This window comes from Rhodanobacter lycopersici (assembly GCF_040812335.1).
Lineage (GTDB): Bacteria > Pseudomonadota > Gammaproteobacteria > Xanthomonadales > Rhodanobacteraceae > Rhodanobacter_A > Rhodanobacter_A lycopersici.
On the sequence record NZ_JBFOHK010000006.1, the window covers coordinates 124,334 to 140,233 of the forward strand.

13 protein-coding genes are annotated in these 15,900 nt (G+C 68.8%); 6 read left to right on the plus strand and 7 right to left on the minus strand.

What is annotated here, in order from left to right; all coding sequences use genetic code 11:
* Positions 1-18 precede the first annotated feature (18 nt).
* Together ABQJ54_RS18450 and ABQJ54_RS18455 are read right to left on the minus strand one after the other, a co-directional pair.
* Complete coding sequence (locus tag ABQJ54_RS18450; RefSeq protein WP_367855797.1) at positions 19-2,502, minus strand: ABC transporter permease; 2,484 nt, start codon at positions 2,500-2,502, stop codon at positions 19-21.
* 844 nt (positions 2,503-3,346) lie between these two features.
* Complete coding sequence (locus ABQJ54_RS18455; protein ID WP_367855798.1) at positions 3,347-4,048, minus strand: ABC transporter ATP-binding protein; 702 nt, start codon at positions 4,046-4,048, stop codon at positions 3,347-3,349.
* On the opposite strand from ABQJ54_RS18455, the gene ABQJ54_RS18460 reads away from it, so the two are divergent.
* The 3 genes from ABQJ54_RS18460 (at position 4,047) to ABQJ54_RS18470 (ending at position 6,481) form a co-directional block, all read left to right on the plus strand.
* The gene (locus ABQJ54_RS18460) at positions 4,047-4,664 is read left to right on the plus strand and encodes an arylesterase (RefSeq protein ID WP_367855799.1); all 618 of its coding nucleotides are present in this window, start codon (positions 4,047-4,049) and stop codon (positions 4,662-4,664) included. The two genes, ABQJ54_RS18455 and ABQJ54_RS18460, sit on opposite strands and share 2 nt — an antisense overlap.
* An 88-nt stretch (positions 4,665-4,752) precedes the next feature.
* Positions 4,753-5,484, plus strand: a complete 732-nt coding sequence (locus ABQJ54_RS18465) for a response regulator transcription factor (RefSeq protein WP_367855800.1) — start codon at positions 4,753-4,755, stop codon at positions 5,482-5,484.
* A gap of 13 nt (positions 5,485-5,497) precedes the next feature.
* Positions 5,498-6,481, plus strand: a complete 984-nt coding sequence (locus ABQJ54_RS18470) for a histidine kinase dimerization/phospho-acceptor domain-containing protein (RefSeq protein ID WP_367855801.1) — start codon at positions 5,498-5,500, stop codon at positions 6,479-6,481.
* A gap of 170 nt (positions 6,482-6,651) precedes the next feature.
* Here the strand turns inward: ABQJ54_RS18470 and ABQJ54_RS18475 are convergent, their stop codons facing one another.
* Positions 6,652-8,010: a 3-oxoacid CoA-transferase subunit B gene (locus tag ABQJ54_RS18475; RefSeq protein WP_367855802.1), complete on the minus strand. Its 1,359-nt coding sequence runs from the start codon at positions 8,008-8,010 to the stop codon at positions 6,652-6,654.
* Between the two features lie 167 nt (positions 8,011-8,177).
* Between ABQJ54_RS18475 and ABQJ54_RS18480 the strand changes: the two genes are divergently transcribed.
* The 3 genes from ABQJ54_RS18480 (at position 8,178) to ABQJ54_RS18490 (ending at position 11,203) form a co-directional block, all read left to right on the plus strand.
* Positions 8,178-8,543 carry a BlaI/MecI/CopY family transcriptional regulator gene (locus ABQJ54_RS18480; protein WP_367855803.1) on the plus strand — a complete coding sequence of 122 codons (366 nt, stop codon included), beginning with the start codon at positions 8,178-8,180 and terminating at the stop codon, positions 8,541-8,543.
* Complete coding sequence (locus ABQJ54_RS18485; protein WP_367855804.1) at positions 8,536-10,089, plus strand: M56 family metallopeptidase; 1,554 nt, start codon at positions 8,536-8,538, stop codon at positions 10,087-10,089. The genes ABQJ54_RS18480 and ABQJ54_RS18485 overlap by 8 nt, the downstream gene beginning before the upstream one ends.
* Before the next feature lie 100 nt (positions 10,090-10,189).
* Positions 10,190-11,203, plus strand: a complete 1,014-nt coding sequence (locus ABQJ54_RS18490) for an isoaspartyl peptidase/L-asparaginase family protein (protein WP_367855805.1) — start codon at positions 10,190-10,192, stop codon at positions 11,201-11,203.
* A 68-nt stretch (positions 11,204-11,271) separates the two neighbouring features.
* On the opposite strand, the gene ABQJ54_RS18495 is transcribed toward ABQJ54_RS18490, so the two are convergent.
* The 4 genes from ABQJ54_RS18495 to ABQJ54_RS18510 form a co-directional block, all read right to left on the minus strand.
* Positions 11,272-11,736: a thioredoxin domain-containing protein gene (locus tag ABQJ54_RS18495; RefSeq protein ID WP_367855806.1), complete on the minus strand. Its 465-nt coding sequence runs from the start codon at positions 11,734-11,736 to the stop codon at positions 11,272-11,274.
* Positions 11,736-12,905, minus strand: a complete 1,170-nt coding sequence (locus ABQJ54_RS18500) for a sialidase family protein (RefSeq protein ID WP_367855807.1) — start codon at positions 12,903-12,905, stop codon at positions 11,736-11,738. Before ABQJ54_RS18500 ends, ABQJ54_RS18495 begins: the two co-directional genes overlap by 1 nt.
* Positions 12,906-12,926: 21 nt before the next feature.
* Positions 12,927-15,173, minus strand: coding sequence for a TonB-dependent receptor (locus tag ABQJ54_RS18505; RefSeq protein WP_367855808.1), 2,247 nt, complete (start codon positions 15,171-15,173; stop codon positions 12,927-12,929).
* 88 nt (positions 15,174-15,261) lie between these two features.
* Complete coding sequence (locus ABQJ54_RS18510; RefSeq protein WP_367855809.1) at positions 15,262-15,852, minus strand: response regulator transcription factor; 591 nt, start codon at positions 15,850-15,852, stop codon at positions 15,262-15,264.
* Positions 15,853-15,900: the final 48 nt, after the last annotated feature.

Here is a 15,900-nt window from a genome sequence, read left to right on the forward strand (position 1 = left end):
CCGATGTTGACGGCTCGCTCACCCTTCCCGCAACAGGCGCATCGGCGAGGTGCGCGTCACCTTGCGCGTGCCCACCAGCCCCAGCAGCATCACCACGGAGGCACAGCCCAGCGCGCCCAGCGCCAGCGGCCAGATCGGCGGCGCGAAGCCATCGATGTGGAACACGCTGCGGCCCAGCCACAGACCCGCGACAGCCGAGCCCAGTGAAGCGGTAAGGCCGGCGATCAGGCCGAGCAGGGCGAACTCGCAGGCGGCGGCCACGCGCAGCTGCGCGCGGCGGGCGCCCAGCGTGCGCAGCAAGGCGGCCTCGTGGCGGCGCTCAGCGGCGCTGGCGGCCAGCGAGGCGGCCAGCACCAGCGCACCGGCGAGCAGGCTGAAGCCCAGGATCCAGCGCACCGCGCTGCCCACGTGGTCGACGATCTGGCGGATGCGGTCGAGCAGGTCGTCCACGTCCACCAGGCTGAGGTTGGCGTAGTCGTGCGAGAGCTGCGCCATCGCCTGCGCGCGGCCGCGCGGCAGGTGGAAGCTGGCCAGCCAGGTGTGCGGCAACGTGTCGGCGTGGGCGGGGTCGAGCAGCAGGAAGAAGTTGACCCGGAACGAACTCCAGTCGACCTGGCGGAAGCTGGTCACCTTCGCGTCGATGCGCCCTTCGCCCACGTCGAAGCTCATCGTGTCGCCCAGCTTCAGCGCGTACATGTCGCGCCACATGCGATCCACCGACACCTCAGCCTGCGCCGGCTGCTCCTCGAACCAGTGGCCGGCGATCACCTGGTTCGCGGGCGGCAGCGCAGCAGCCCATGACAGCCGCAGCTGGCGGTCGGCCCAGTCCTTCGCGCGCGGATCGGCGAAGCGCCGGCCGTCGATGGGGCGGCCGTTGATCCCGGTGAGCTTGCCCACCGCCAGCGGCATCATGTTGAGCTGGTCGGCGCCGATGCGCGCCAGCGCCTGCATGAAGCCCGTGCGCTGGTCGTCCTGCAGGTTCAACGCGAACCAGTTCGGCGTGTCGGCGGGCAGCTCCCTGCGCCAGCCGTCGAGCAGGGCGGGCGCCACCACCGACAACAGCAGCAGTGCGGTGAGGCCCAGACTCAGCGCGGTGGCCTGCACCACGCTGAGCCCGCGCCGGCGCGCCAGCGCGGCCAGGCCCAGCCGCAGGGCGGGATGCGCGCCCGGCGCCACGCGCCGCGCCAGCCACAACAGCAGTGTCGCCAGCAGGGCGGCCACCAGCGCCACGCCGGCGAGGCTGGCAGCGAGGATGCCGGCGAGTTTCAGCGAACCGCTCTGGCTCCAGATCAGCGCCAGCGCCACCAGCGCCGGCAGCAGGTACAAGGTGTCGAAGCGGCGCACGCGGCGCGCCAGGCTCTGGCGGAATACGGCAACGGGAGCGACCTCGGCCAGCCGCAGCAGCGGCGGCAGCGAGAAACCGGCCAGCACGGCCAGGCCCATCGCCGCGGCGCCCAGCGCGGGCAGCAGCGGCAGTTCGGTGGGAATGCCTCCGAACAAGGTGCTGGCGAACTGCCATGCCAGTTGCGCCGTGCCCAGCGTGAGCAACACGCCGGCGAGCGCCACCGGCACCGCCAGCGCGGCGAGCGTGAGCAGCAGCAGGCCGAGCACGCGTCGGCGCGGCGTACCCAGTGCGCGCAGCAACGCCACCTCGGGCGTCTTGCGTCGCGCGTAGCGTTGCGCGGACAGCGCGATCGCCACGCCGGCAAGCAGCGCGGCCAGCAGGGCGGTGAGATGCAGGAAGGCGCCCGCGCGGTCGAAGGCCGTGCGCATGCGCTCCTGGGTCTGTTCCGGGGTGACCAGTTCCGCCCCCTGGGGCAGGGTCTGCCGCTGCGCCCAGGCGCGCCAGCGGCTGACGGCCTTGGGCGCGCCGGCCAGCAGCAGGCGATGGTGAGCCCGGCTGCCGACGCCGAGCAGGCCGGCCTGTTCGGCATCGGCCAGGCTCATCAGCGCACGCGGCGCCAGCGTTACCAGTGCGCCACCGTCAGGTTGCTGCACCAGCTCCGCGGCGACGCGCAACTCCTTGCCGCCCAGCTGCAACGTGTCACCCACTTTGAGCGAAAGCGCCACCATGGCGCGATGGTCGAGATACACCGTGCCGGCAACGGGGCCGCGGCCATTGCGTTGCCGACCACCGGCATCGGCCAGCACCAGCTGGCCGCGCAACGGGTACGCGCCGTCGGTGGCTTGCACGTCGAGCAGCTGGCTGTGGCCGTTGGCGAACGCCACGCTGGGGAAGCCGGCGGCATGGCTGATGGCGAGGCCGTCGCGGCGTGCCTCGCCGGCGAAGACATCAGGCACGTCTTGCGGCGCGGAGACGCCGATGTCGCCGCCGATCAATTCCGCCGCGCTGGCGAGGATGCCGCGTTCCACCCGCGTGGCCAGCGTGGCCACCACGCCCAGCGCCAGCACCGCCAGCAGCAGGGAGCCGGCCAGGGTGCGCAGTTCGGGGAGGCGCCATTCGCGGCGCAGGTTGCGCAGGGCGAGGCGCAGGAGCTTCATGGCTGCGCTCCGGTGGATGTGGGCGCGACCGCTTTGTCTCCCTCTCCCCCAACAGCTTCATCGTTGGGGGAGAGGGTTGGGGTGAGGGGGGCTTTGGCTCTTTGCGTGTTATTGCAGGGTTCAAAGCGGTTTCGACCGCCTGGCGGCGGCCGAGTTACTTTCTCTTTGCGTGGCCAAAGAGAAAGTAACCAAAGAGAAAGGCCACCTCGCGGCGGCGCTTTCCGCCCATCCTTGGGCGGAAAGTCCGTGAGCCGTGGCCGGGCTTTTCGAGCGGGCTCCTGCCCGCGCGAAAAGGCGTTGCCATCCCTGGCAACGCCCGCTGCGCGGCCTTTTCGTCCACGTCTCACCGCCGCCGAGGGGCCCCGGAAAAGCAGGCGCGCATCGTGCGCGCCAGAGGCAACAGCAGAGCGCCGCGCGAGCGCGACGCTCTTGCTTTGGCCGTTGCCGTTGCTTCTGCGCGCAGGAGCGCGCTGCTCTTCCGGGGCCCCTATGGCGCGGCGGGTGGGCGGAGGAAAGCCCGCAGGGTGGCCGGCACGGATGCCGGCCAGTTTTTCGCCGGGACAGGAGTCCCGTCGAAAAACCCCGCAGCCCACCCGCGCACCCGCAGGGCAGGAGGCCCGGAGGGCGCGCCATCGGGGTGCCGTTTCTCTTTGGTTCCTTTCTCTTTGGGCAAGCAAAGAGAAAGGAACTCGGGCGCCGACAGGCGCACGAAACCGCTTTGAATCTTGTGAGCGCACAGAAGCAGAAGCAAAAGCCCCTCTCCCCCAACCCCTCTCCCGCAGGCGGGAGAGGGGAGCAATGTGGGGAGTCTCCCGCAAGCGGGCGAGGGGAGGAATGTGCGGGCTCATGCGCCCACCGCCGCGGCGTGCGCCAGCACGCGCCCCTCCTGCAACTCGATGCGCCGCTGGCAGCGCGCAGCGAGTTGCGCGTCGTGGGTCACCAGCACCAGGGTGGTGCGGTGGTCGCGGTTCAGCGCGAACAGCAGGTCGGCGACGTGGTGGCCGGTGCGCTGGTCGAGGTTGCCGGTGGGTTCGTCGGCGAACAGCAGGCGCGGGCCGTGCACGAAGGCGCGGGCAATCGCCACACGCTGCTGTTCGCCGCCGGAGAGTTGTGCGGGATAGTGCCGGCGCCGCGCGGTGAGGCCCACGGCTTCCAACGCTGCGCGGGCTTTCGTGCGCGCATGTGCATCGCCTTCCAGCTCCAGCGGCAGCATCACGTTTTCCTCGGCGCTGAGCGCGGGGAGCAGGTGGAAGGACTGGAACACGAAACCCACGAGGCGCCGGCGCAGGTCGGCGCGGGCTTCCTCGCCCAGCGTCTCCAGCGCATGGCCGTCGAGGCGGATGCCGCCGCTGCTGGGCGTGTCCAGCCCCGCGAGCAGACCGAGCAGGGTGGTCTTGCCCGAGCCGGAGGCGCCCACGATGGCGAAGCTTTCGCCCGCACCGACGCGCAGGCCCACGCGGTCGAGGATTTGCAGCCGACCCTCGGGGCCGTTCACCGACTTGCTAACATCGTGTGCTTCCAGGACAAGGTGAGGCGTGTCGCTCATGCGTCGTTTCCTGTGCTTGCTGCTGTGGCTTGCCGGTGCCGTCGTCGCGGTGCAGGCCGCGCCCGCGCGTACCGTACTGGTGCTGGGCGATTCGCTGTCCGCAGCGCACAACATTGCGACGGAGCAGGGCTGGGTGCATCTGCTGGAAGTCCGTCTTGGCAAGATGGTGCCGGCATGGGCCGTGGTCAATGCCAGCATCAGCGGCGAGACCTCGCTCTCAGGCCGCAACCGCCTGCCTGCCCTGCTCGCGACCTACCGGCCCGGCGTGGTGGTGATCGAACTGGGCGCGAACGACGGCCTGCAGGGCCTGCCGCTGAACCAGCTGCGCGACAACCTCATGGCGATGGTCTCCGCGGCCCAGGCCACGCATGCCAGGGTGCTGCTGCTGGGCATCGAGCTGCCGGTGAACTACGGGCCGCAGTATCGCGACGGCCTGCGCGCGGTCTATGCCGATCTGGCGAAACAGAAGCACGTGGCCCTGCTGCCGTTCCTGCTCGATGGCGTGGCGCTCGATCCGGCCCTGATGCAGGCGGATGGCCTGCATCCGCGCGCCGCCGGGGAGCCGAAAGTGCTGGAGAACGTGTGGCGCGTGCTGCAACCCTTGTTGCGTCCGTGAACTGAACGCTTCCATGCGGTTTTCACATCTTCATCACTCCATGCCCGGTTAGCTCTTCACATTTGTGAAGCTAAGCAGGAGGAGCGACATGAGCGGACATGACGAGCAGGCCGGCCTGATTCTGCTGGTGGAAGACAATCGCCAGATCGCCGAGACGGTGGGTGAATTCCTCGAGCGTTGCGGTTATTCGGTGGACTACGCGGCCGACGGCCCCAGCGGCCTGCACCTGGCGGTGACAAGCAGTTACGACGTGATCGTGCTGGACCTGATGCTGCCCGGCCTCGACGGCTTGGAGGTCTGCCGCAAGCTGCGCCGCGAGGCGAAGAAGGCCACCCCGGTGCTGATGCTCACCGCGCGCGACACCCTGGAGGACAAGCTGATCGGGCTGGAGGCCGGCGCCGACGACTACCTGGTGAAGCCGTTCGAGGTGCGCGAGCTGGAGGCGCGGCTGCGTGCGCTGATCCGCCGCGACCGCCGCCAGGTCTCGGCCGAGGTGCTCAACGTGGGCGACATGACGCTGGACACCGCCACGCTGCGGCTGACCCGCGCCGGGCAGGAACTCACCGTGTCGCCGATCGGCCTGAAGCTGCTGGCGATCCTGATGCGCGAGTCGCCGCGCGTGGTCAGCCGGCGCGACATCGAACGCGAGATATGGGGCGACATGCTGCCCGACTCCGACACACTGCGCTCGCACCTGTACAACCTGCGCCGCGTCATTGACAAACCCTTCCCGCGGCCCCTGCTACACACCATCCATTCGGCCGGCTACCGACTCGCGGACCTCGACGCGGAAGTGGCTTCTGCCGCTCACATGGCATGATGCGCGGACGGCAATGAAAGCAAAAGAAGTGCATGGCGCGGTGATGTTCCGTGCCGGCGCCTTCCGGCGCCGCATCGCCTGGGTGTTCGCCCTGCAGTGCGTGGCGGTGGCGATCGTCTGCGTGATGGGCGCGTACGACCAGGCACCGTTGCCGGCGGTGATCGCGGTGATCGTGATCGTCAGTGGCCTGGCCTGGCTGGCCACCAGCCGGGAGTGGCAGCCGGTGAGCACGCTGGCACGCTTGATCAGCGAGTGGCGCGACGGCCAGTCCGACCCGGCCGCGCTGCAGCCCGAGCGGTTGTCACGGCATACCGATGCCGATCTCGCTGTGCTGGCGCGCGGCCTGCACGGGTTCGCCTCGCGCATCGCCGACTACGGTCAGCGCGAACGCAACTTCACCCGCGACGCCAGCCACGAACTGCGTACGCCGCTCACGGTGATCCGCATGTCGGTGGACATGCTGACCGACGAAGGCAGTCTCAGCGACTCCGGGCGGCGTTCGGTGCGGCGCATCCACCGCGCCACGCGCGAGCTGGAGGCGCTGGTCGAGGTACTGCTGATCCTTGCGCGCGAATCCGATCCCGGCGGTACCGCCGAACAGTTCGTGGTGAACGATGTGTTGCGGCGCGAACTGGAAACGGCGCGCGACCTGATGGCGGGTACGCCGGTGGAGCTGCAGCTGGAGGAACCGGCGCACTTCGCGCTATGCGGCTCGGTACGTGCGTTCTCGGTGCTGTGCTGGCAGCTGATCCGTGACGCCTGCCAGCACGCGGATGCGGGCAGGGTGGTGGTCACCGTATTGCCCGATGCGATCACCGTGAGCCATGCGACGGGAAGTGTCGTCACGGCCCGCACCGGTGGCGAGCGGCTCAGCTTCGAGCTGGCGATCGCACAGCGCATCAGCGACCGCTTCGCGTGGCCGCTGGAATTGCACGCGCCGGGCAGGCCGGGCGTGGCTCGCGTGCGCTTCCCGGATACCTTGCCGGTGGCGGTCTGAGGCGCCGCGACGGGCAGCGAGCGAAGCTGTCGTAGGAGCGGCTTCAGCCGCGACCGAGTCCGCCGAAACACCGCATGCTTGCTGGAATGCGTGATTTCTTGGTGACGGAAGCGAGCGGACAAGCCATCGCGGCTGAAGCCGCTCCTACATACGGGTTGCCGCGGGCGCCGCTACGCTTCCAGCGCGGAATCCACTGCGAACGCGCAGCCGGTCTTCGCCTTGACCTCGTCCACCGTCACGCCGGGGTTGAGCTCGATCAGGGTGAGGCCCTTGCCCTTTTCGACCGCGAACACGCACAGCTCGGTGATGATCAAGTCCACGCATTCCTTGCCGGTGATCGGCAGCTCGCACTGGTCCTTGATCTTCGGCGAGCCGTCCTTCGCGCAGTGCTCCATCAGCACCACCACGCGGCGCACGCCGCTGACCAGGTCCATCGCGCCGCCCGGGCCCTTCACCATCTTGCCCGGCACCATCCAGTTGGCGAGGTCGCCGGTGGCGGAGACTTCCATGCCGCCCAGGATCGACAGGTCGATGTGGCCGCCGCGGATCATCGCGAACGATTCGGCGCTGGAGAAAAACGCCGAGCCGGGCAGGGTGGTGATGGTCTGCTTGCCGGCGTTGATCAGGTCGGGGTCGACCTGATCCTCGGTGGGGAACGGGCCGATGCCGAGCAGGCCGTTCTCCGACTGCAGCACCACGTCCATGCCGGCGGGGATGTAGTTCGCCACCAGGGTCGGGATGCCGATGCCGAGGTTGACGTAGAAACCGTCGCGCAGCTCCTTCGCGGCGCGCTGCGCCATCGCGGTGCGCGTGGGATTTTCCTTGCCGGTGTTCGCACCGGCGAGGGTACGGATCTCGATGCGCTTCTCGTACTTCGCACCCTGGATGATGCGGTCGACGTAGATGCCCGGCACGTGGATGTTGTTCGGATCCAGCGTGCCGACCTCGACCAGTTCCTCGACTTCGGCCACGCAGACCTTGCCGCAGGTGGCGATCATCGGGTTGAAGTTGCGCGCGGTCTCGCGGAAGACAAGGTTGCCGAGGCGGTCGCCCTTCCATGCCTTCACGATGGAGACGTCGGCGTGGATCGCTTCCTCCAGCACGTATTCCTTGCCGTCGAACACCTTGGTTTCCTTGCCCTCGGCCAGCTTGGTGCCGAATGCGGTGCGGGTGTAGAAGCCGGGGATGCCGGCGCCGCCGGCGCGCAGCTTCTCGGCCAGGGTGCCCTGCGGAGTGAGGTGCAGCTCCAGCTCGCCGGCCAGCACCTGGCGCTCGAACTCCTTGTTCTCGCCCACGTAGGAGGCGTACACGCGCTTTACCTGGTGGGTCTTGAGCAGCGGTCCCATGCCGAAATCATCCACGCCGGCGTTGTTGCCCACGATGGTCAACCCCTTGGTGCCGGCCTCCAGCAATGCGCCGATCAGGTTCTCGGGGATGCCGCACAGGCCGAAGCCGCCGGCCGCGATCGTCATGTTGTCGAACAGCAGGCCGTCGAGCGCCTTGGCAGCCGTTGCGTAGACCTTGTCCATTGCCTTGCCTTCATGCAGGGGAACCAGCTGCCAAGGATACGACGGATTGCCGCCGGGTCGTGCTGTACCAAGGTCGCAAGACCTTCCGCAGCGGTGTATCGCGGGCTTGACGCCAAATATTTACACGTGTAAACATAATTCCACTTACATGCGTAAACGGTGGTGCCATGGCAGTCAGCGAAGCCGAAGCGGTGGTAATGGAGGTGCTGTGGCGCGCGGCACCGCGCAGCGCCGAGGAGATCCTCGCCGAGGTCGGGCCGGCACAGGACTGGCAGGAGGGTACGGTCAAATCCCTGCTCAACCGCCTGCTGAAGAAGAAGGCGGTGAAGGCCGAGCGCGACGGCCGCCGCTATCTCTACACGCCGCTGCTGAGTCGCGAGAAGTACGTGTCGCAGGAGAGCAAGGGCCTGCTCGACCGACTGTTCGACGGCCGCGTGGCGCCGCTGGTGGCGCACTTCAGCGAGCAGCGCAAGCTGACCAAGAAAGATGTTGCCGAACTGCGCAAGCTGCTCAAGGAACTCGACGATGAATGACCTTCCATTGCCGGGCATTGAATCGTTGACGATGGCTTGGGCCGCACGCGGCTGGTTGGCGCTGCTGGCGTTCACCGCAGCGGTGCTGGTCGTCGCCGCATTGCGCAAGCCGTGCCGGCGCTGGTTCGGCGCAGAGCGCGCTTTCCAGCTGTGGCTGCTTCCGCCACTGGCCCTGCTGGCCAGCCAGTTGCCGCATGCCACCGCATCCCCAGTGCAGCTGCCGCCGCTGGTGTACACGATCACCTCGGCGCTTGGCGCAACGGCGCCGCATGCGGACGTCACTGCCAGTTTCGACTGGCGCGCTGCCGCGTTGCCGCTGTGGCTGACGGGCGTCGCCGTCGTGTTCGGGTTCGCCGTCATGGCGCAGCGCCGTTACCGCGAGCGCCTGCACGGCGCCACGCCGATGGCAGAAGTGTCGACATCCCGGCCGGTAGTGCGCGCAGCGAGCGCCGGCGTCGGCCCGGCCCTGGTCGGTGTGTGGCGCAGCCGCATCGTGTTGCCCGCAGATTTCCGCCAGCGCTACGACGCCACCGAGCAGGCGCTGATCCTTGCCCACGAGACCACGCACGCGCGCCGCGGCGATGGCTGGTGGTGCCTGCTCGCGCAAATGCTCGTCGCGCTGCTGTGGTGCCATCCGCTGGCGTGGTGGGCGCTCGCCGCGCTGCGCCATGACCAGGAGCTGGCCTGCGATGCCGCAGTGCTGCGCGAGCACGGCGCGCAGCGCCGCAGCTATGCGAATGCGATGTTGAAAACCCAGTCGGCTGCGCTCGCGTTGCCGGTGGGCTGCACGTGGTCCCCTCGTCACCCACTTACGGAGCGTATCGCCATGCTGAAATTGCCCGCACCAAATCGTCAGCGTCGCCACACCGGCATCATCGCCATCTGCGGACTGACGATGGCCGTGGCCGGTTCGGTCTATGCCGCCAGTACTCCGGTGAAAGGCGCAGGAGACAGTGCGAAAGCAGCCGCCGAGTACCAGTTGAACATGAACGTGGAGCAAAACGCGGACGACGGCCATGCCAGCCAACCCGAGGGCATGTCGGTGGAGCTGTGCATGGTGCCGGGCAAGACCGGCACGGTGGCCAATCGTGATCGTGGCTGGCAAATCGATGCCACGCCGTCGCCCGAAGGCAGCAATCGGCTTCGTATCGACGTGGCAGTGATGGTGGCTGGGAAGCTGGTGGCTAAGCACCGGATGGATGCCAAACTTGGCGAACTGGCGCATGTGACTGACAAAGGGCCGGATGGCGTCCACGACTACACCATCGAGGTGACCCCGTTGGCTGGCTGTCCGGCGCGCGTGGCCGCTGAAGCATCTCCGGCCAGGGTCACCGAGCACGCCAAGAATGCTTCAGTGCGCGTGGTGGCGGAGGCGCTGGCGGCCACGGCGGGCTGGACGCTCGTGAATCCGGATGCCTTGGGCAATGGCTCCGTCACGTTGTCGTTCAAGGACATGCCTGCAGGAACGGCCATGCAGCGACTGGCTGATCTCGCCGGCATGAAGCCGGTATTCGAGGGCAAGCAGGTGCGCTTCGAACCCAAGTGACGGAAACGGCTCGCTATACTTCCCCCGTTGTCCTCAGGGAAAGAGCCCCGTGAAGCCGCGTCGCCTGTTGCCTGTCCTTGCCGCCCTCGGAGTCGCTGCGATGAGCCACGCCGCCGTGCCGCCCGTGCTGGTGATCCACGGTGGCGCCGGGGTCATCAAGCGCGACCTCACCCCAGCGAAGGAGAAGGCAATACGCGCGGCGATGACGCAGGCGCTGCAGAGCGGCTACGCCGAACTGAAGGCCAGCAAGAGCGCGGTGGATGCGGTGAGCGCGGCGATCGTGGTGCTGGAGGACGACCCGAACTTCAATGCCGGCAAGGGCGCGGTGTTCACCCATGACGGCAGGAACGAACTGGATGCGGCGATCATGGACGGCGACAGTCGTCGCGCCGGTGCGGTGGCCGGCGTCGAGCGGATCAGGAATCCGATCCTGCTGGCGCGCGCGGTGATGGAGAAGACGCCCTACGTGATGCTCTCAGGGCAGGGCGCCGAAGCGTTCGCGCAGAGCATCGGCATGCCGCTGGTCGACCCTTCCTACTTCCGCACCGAGGAGCGCTGGCAGCAGCTGCAGAAGGCACTCAAGGAGGACGGCGCCGGCAAGTCGCACGAGGACGAGGAGACCGCGAAGCACTTCGGCACCGTGGGCGCGGTGGCGCTGGATTCGCAGGGCCATCTTGCCGCCGGCACGTCCACCGGCGGCATGACCGACAAGCGCTGGGGCCGCATCGGCGACTCGCCGATCATCGGCGCGGGCACCTATGCGAACAGCGACTGCGCGGTGTCCGGCACCGGCTGGGGCGAGTACTACATCCGCACCGTGGCGGCGCACGCGATCTGCATGCAGGTGAGCCAGATGCGCGTGCCGATCAAGCGCGCCGCGGCGGTGGTGATCAACCAGGAGATTCCCGCGCTGGGCGGCAACGGCGGTGCGATCGCGCTGGACGCGCACGGCAACATCGCGATCCCGTTCAACACCGATGGCATGTACCGCGGCTGGATCGACGCCAGCGGCGTGCCGCACGTGGCGATCTACGGCGACGAGGACGACGGCAGCTCGGCGCCGCCCGCACCCGCGCCAGCCGAAAGCACGGACGAATCCGCCGACCAGCCGTAGGAACGCATCCTGTGCGCGAATCGCTTTTGGTGGAAACCCGCGAGGGTTTTCGCGCGCAGGTCGCGCTCCTACAAAAGCTTGTGAAGCTGCGCTTCCGTGAGCTCGCCGCTGATACCTTGCCGTCGGCCGCCGGCGTGGATGATCTCGGTGCGCGGCGTCTCGCCACCCCAGTCCGGATCGATCAGGAAGTCCAGCCGCTCGGGCGAGGCTTCGGTATAGGCGCGGGCCGGATAGCCGTCCATTTGCATGGCCTTGAGGCGTGCGGTGATTTGTGTGCCTTGGGCGATGCTGTCGGTGGCCACCGTGACCAGTTCGATCTCGCGCGGGTGCGCGCGCTGCAGCTTTGCCAGCGCCTGCATGTTCGCCTCGCAGTAGGCGCAGTCGAGCGCCCACACGGCAAGGATGCGCACGCCGCGGGCAGGCGGCTTGAGCAAGGCGGGCACTTCGCCCGCGGACAGCGGCGTGAGCGCGCCGGCATGGGCGAGGACCGGCAATACCAGCGCGAGCAGGACGGCGAGCATCGCGCGACGCATCACGGGGCCTCGGCGGGGACCAGGCGGAAACCGCCGGCGGTGTTCCAGGCCACGAAGGCACGGCCCCGCCGGAGCAGCAGCTGCGGCGAGCCCGTCGCGATTGCAGACGTGGCGATGGCGCGGGGCTCGTCGAAATGCAGGCCGCCATCGGCGGAGCGACGCAGCATCAGCGCATAGCCCCGTGCGTTCACCTGGTTCCAGGTGAGCCACACCGTCTTGCCGTGCACGGCCACGTCGGCGTGGCTGGCGCCGGGGCCGCCGAGCTTCAGCACGTGCCGTGGCCGATGGCCGGGATCGAGCTGGCCGTACCAGACCGCGGGGCCGTGCTTCGCCTCGTACCACACGGCATGGCGCACGCCGTCGGCGCCGATCGCGAGTCCGGGGCCGTGGTGCGGGCAGGCGGCGATCTGCCAGTCGTCGAAGGTGGCACGCTCGGCACGGGGCGGCCGGCCGTTGGTGGGCAGCAAGGCGAAAGCGTGGTCGCGGATATTGTCGCCGTAGACACCGCGGAAGAATGCAGCCACTTCACCCTGCGGCGTGCGGGCGAGCGCGATGCGGCAGCATTCGCAGGAGTTGTCCATCACCTTGCGCTCGGGTACGAAGCTCCTGCCTTCGTCGTCCGACCAGCTGTAGTACACCGCGGCGCCGAGGTAGGGCTTGCCCCGTGCCTGCGCCGCTTCCATGTCGCGCTTGTCGATCCAGGCGATCACCACGCGGCCCCGGCCGTCCACCGCCAGCGCGTCGAAACGGTGGGTGATCTCGGCACGGTCGTGGTGCACGGTGATCGGTGTGGAGAAGTGCGCGCCATCGTCCAGCGAACGGGCGAAGCGCACGAAACCGGTCCAGGGTTTCGCCCGCGGCTGCGACCAGCTCACGTAGATCTCGCCCTTGGGGCCGAGCGCGATCTTCGGCCGGTTCTCGCCCTCGTCGTAGATCGGTTCGGCCATCGCGTTGACGTCCACCGGCGGGCTGAGCGTCTTGCCGAGATCGTCGGAATGGCGCAGCCGCACGTGGCCTTCCGCCGCGTCCACCACCCACAGCCGGCCGTGGGCATCGAAGGCGGCGCTGGCGCCCAGTTCGGGTTCACGGGGCATCTTCATGCCGGACATGTCGTGGGCGAAGGCGGCGGACGACAGCAGGCAGAGCAGGAGAAGGATAAGCGTGCGCATGAGGTGTTTGGTGGCGCCGGATCAGAGTTCCCAGTGCAGCTCGCCGAACCAGGTGCGGCCGGCATAGGGATGGTAGACCCAGTAGTGCTCGTTGGTGAGATTGTCCACGCCCAGCGACGCGGTCCATTGCGGCGCGAAACGCCAGCGCAGTTTGGCGTCGGCCACGGTGAAGCTGCTCACTGCACCGTAGGTGTTCACGAAGTCGCTGTCGTCCAGCGTGCCGTACTGGCGGCCGGAATGGCGCAGGCCCAGCGAGGCGTCCCAGCCCGGCACGAAGCGCCAGTCGGCGAACAGGCTGGCGCGCAGGCGCGGGATGCGCGGGAAATCCTTGCCGTCCGCCGTGGGAAACTGCAGGTCGCGCAGGGTGATCGCCTGGTTCCAGGCGGCGCTGGCGGTGAGGTCCACGGGGGCGCCGCCAATGTCGGTCAGCACCAGCTCGCCCTCGACGCCACGCGTGCGCACCTGGTCGATGTTCTGCACGTTGGTCACCGGCACCGGCAGGGTGATGTCGGTCTGCGAGTACAGCGTATCGGCTACGCGATCCTGGTACAGCGACACGCGCCAGTGCCCGTGCGGCAGCATGCGGATCAGGCTGAGGTCGGTGGACCAGTCGCGCTCCGGTTGCAGGTTGGGGTTGTTGTTGACGATCGCGTTGCCGGAGACCGAGCCCTGGAACAATTCCTCGACGGTGGGATAGCGCACCGCCTTGCCCCAGGAAAGGCGCAGTTGCCAGTCGTTCGCGAGGTCCCAGTTCAGCGCGGCCTTGGGCGAGAAGTCGCTGCGGCGGCGCGAGGGATAGTCCAGCGCGGTGCGGGCGGTCGCCAGCAGTCCGTCCCAGGCGCGCCATTGTTCCCAGCGTGCACCCGTGGTCAACGCCCAGGCTTCGGCGAAGCTCCACACGTCCTGCAGGTAGAACGCACTGGTCTGCGTGCGGCCGGCGTAGGCGCTGACCAGCGGACCGTCGGCGGGGCCCAGCCAGTCGCTGGCCGCATGCACGCGCGAATCGAGCCGGTAGCGGTCGAGATGGGCGCCGGCGTACAGCATGTTCTCGTCGCCCAGCGGGCCGGAACTGCGCAGGTCGAGCGTGCTCCAGCCGGAGCCGCCCATGTCGTTCACCGTGCCGGGGCCGCTCCATGCACTGGTGGCGGACGAGCCGGCCGCATCGTGCTCGAGGTTGTGCTGGTAGTCGTAGCGGCTGGCCACGGCGTCCCAGTGCCAGCCGTTGTCGAGGTGGCCGGCGAGTTCGGCGCCGTAGAGCACGTGGGTCTGGTCGAAGGCGCTGGGGGCGAGGCCGCTGGCGGGCAGGGTCCAGACCTGGCCGTTCGCCAGGATGGTGCCGCCGTACACCGGCTGCCCGGCGGCATCGCGGATCAGGCTGCGGGTGGCGTCGAAGGCCCGGTTGTGCCACCAGCCCAGCGTGAACAGGGCGTTGACCGCGGGGGTGATGTCCACGCCCACTTGCAGGTTGGCCTGGGTCTGCCGGGTGTGTTCGATGGTGTTGGCACCGTAGACCAGCCGCGGCGTGCCGTTGGGGTTGCGGTCCAGCGTGGCGTCGTTCACCGGTACGGCCGCGGCCGCGTTGCCGCCGGCACTGGCGGTGGCGTACTGCATCGGCTGGCCGTGGTTGTCGAGCTGGTTGAGCGAGAGCAACCAGCGCCAGCGGCCCTGTTTGTCGCCGAGCTGGGCGGCTAGGCGATGGCCGTCGTAATCGCCGCCGGCGCCGTAGTGGTCGCCATAGCCCTGGCTGAAATACTGGGCGTCGGCGCTGGCGACCAGCCGATCCGGCAGGCGGGTGTGGATCAGTACCGTGGTGCCCATCGAGTTGCCGGGGTAGAGCGCCGAGTAGGGGCCGTACAGCACGTCCACCGCGCCGATCTGTGCGGGCGCCACCATGCCCCAGCGCGGCGCGCCGTCCCAGCTGTTGCTCATCAGGTTGGAGAGCAGCAGGCCGTCGACGTAGAGCAGGCTGCGCGCATTCTGCAGCGTGCCGCTGTTGCGGCCGCTGATGGTGGCGTTGGGGTCGCCGATGTAGCGCTGGCGCACCTGCAGGTTGGGCGCATAGCGCAGCGCGTCGGCACTGTCGACCAGGTTCTGCTGCTGCAGGCGCTTGCGGTCGATGCGCACCGTCACGCTGGGCGTGTTCAGCACGGCGGTGTCGCTGGCGTGCACGTGCACCGGCGCCAGCGAAGTGGTTTGCGGCGGGTCATCGGCAAGTGCCGCGCCGCCGGTGGCGGCCAGCAGCAGTGCGATGGGGAAACGGATGTCCAAGCGACAACTCTTGACCATGGTCCAGGGTTGCAAGCTTAGCCGCCTTTCGCGACGGCGCCAGACGGCGCGTTGTCGCAGATGCCGCGGGTCAGCTCTCGCTGTCGGGCCGCTCGCGCACGGGATGCTTGCCCAGCTTGCGCTGCAGGGTGCGCCGGTGCATGCCAAGCCGGCGCGCGGTCTCGGAAATGTTGCCGTTGCACTCGGTGAGCACGCGCTGGATGTGCTCCCACTCCAGCCGGCGCAGCGCCAGCGGCGCCTCGGGAGCGTCGGGCAGATCCTCGTCCTCGCCTTCCGCGCCGTTGTCGCCGTCGAGCAGGGCGCGTACCACCGCATCGGCGTCCACCGGCTTGGCGAGGTAGTCGTGCGCGCCGCGCTTGATCGCTTCCACTGCGGTGGCGATCGAGGCGTAGCCGGTGAGCAGCAGCACGCGCATGTCCGGCACCAGGGTGTGCAGCTCGGGGATCAGCCGCAGGCCGTTCTCCTCGCCCAGCTTGAGGTCGAGCACGCAATAGCGCGGCTGATGGCGGCGCGCCAGCATGCGCGCGTCGCCGAGGTTGGTGGCCGAGATCACCTCGAAGCCGCGCGAGGTCAGCGCGCGGGTCAGCACGCGCACGAAGGTGGCGTCATCGTCCACCAGCAGCAGGGGGCGCGCGGTGGTGGGGTAGGGCTGCTCGTTCATTGAGGGGTATCCGATGGGGCGGCTGCGTACATTCTTGCCGCATGCGGC

Excerpts from the sequence above, each read along its gene's own strand:
- ABQJ54_RS18450 (WP_367855797.1), bottom strand. The coding sequence starts at position 2,502 with ATGAAGCTCCTGCGCCTCGCCCTGCGCAACCTGCGCCGCGAATGGCGC.
- ABQJ54_RS18460 (WP_367855799.1), top strand. The coding sequence starts at position 4,047 with ATGCGTCGTTTCCTGTGCTTGCTGCTGTGGCTTGCCGGTGCCGTCGTC.
- ABQJ54_RS18455 (WP_367855798.1), bottom strand. The coding sequence starts at position 4,048 with ATGAGCGACACGCCTCACCTTGTCCTGGAAGCACACGATGTTAGCAAG.
- ABQJ54_RS18465 (WP_367855800.1), top strand. The coding sequence starts at position 4,753 with ATGAGCGGACATGACGAGCAGGCCGGCCTGATTCTGCTGGTGGAAGAC.
- ABQJ54_RS18470 (WP_367855801.1), top strand. The coding sequence starts at position 5,498 with ATGAAAGCAAAAGAAGTGCATGGCGCGGTGATGTTCCGTGCCGGCGCC.
- ABQJ54_RS18475 (WP_367855802.1), bottom strand. The coding sequence starts at position 8,010 with ATGGACAAGGTCTACGCAACGGCTGCCAAGGCGCTCGACGGCCTGCTG.
- ABQJ54_RS18480 (WP_367855803.1), top strand. The coding sequence starts at position 8,178 with ATGGCAGTCAGCGAAGCCGAAGCGGTGGTAATGGAGGTGCTGTGGCGC.
- ABQJ54_RS18485 (WP_367855804.1), top strand. The coding sequence starts at position 8,536 with ATGAATGACCTTCCATTGCCGGGCATTGAATCGTTGACGATGGCTTGG.
- ABQJ54_RS18490 (WP_367855805.1), top strand. The coding sequence starts at position 10,190 with ATGAGCCACGCCGCCGTGCCGCCCGTGCTGGTGATCCACGGTGGCGCC.
- ABQJ54_RS18495 (WP_367855806.1), bottom strand. The coding sequence starts at position 11,736 with ATGCGTCGCGCGATGCTCGCCGTCCTGCTCGCGCTGGTATTGCCGGTC.
- ABQJ54_RS18500 (WP_367855807.1), bottom strand. The coding sequence starts at position 12,905 with ATGCGCACGCTTATCCTTCTCCTGCTCTGCCTGCTGTCGTCCGCCGCC.
- ABQJ54_RS18510 (WP_367855809.1), bottom strand. The coding sequence starts at position 15,852 with ATGAACGAGCAGCCCTACCCCACCACCGCGCGCCCCCTGCTGCTGGTG.